Origin of the sequence: Veillonella caviae (assembly GCF_003992125.1) — a bacterium.
In the GTDB taxonomy this organism is placed as follows: Bacteria; Bacillota; Negativicutes; order Veillonellales; family Veillonellaceae; genus Veillonella; species Veillonella caviae.
This window is the reverse complement of sequence record NZ_RQUY01000057.1, coordinates 1-203: the sequence shown is the minus strand read 5'-3', so window position 1 is coordinate 203 and position 203 is coordinate 1. Positions and strand designations below refer to the sequence as shown.

The window sequence follows — 203 nt, the reverse complement described above, 5'->3', positions numbered from 1 at the left end:
GGGCCTAGGTGGACTCGAACCACCGACCTCACGCTTATCAGGCGTGCGCTCTAACCAGCTGAGCTATAGGCCCATATCTGTAGATTTGAGAGTCTTTACAGATCTCTCAAAACCGAACAATGTAGGTGAGGATACGGCTAGCGCATATGCTACGTTTATCCTGCCAAAGTGTCGACCTAAGTGACATCCGAATACTCGATTCG

Annotated in this window: 1 tRNA gene; it reads right to left on the bottom strand. The window is 49.8% G+C overall.

Annotation, left to right across the window (positions count from 1 at the left end):
• Window positions 1-73 (bottom strand) — tRNA-Ile (locus EO120_RS09125).
• Between the last annotated feature and the right edge of the window lie 130 nt (window positions 74-203).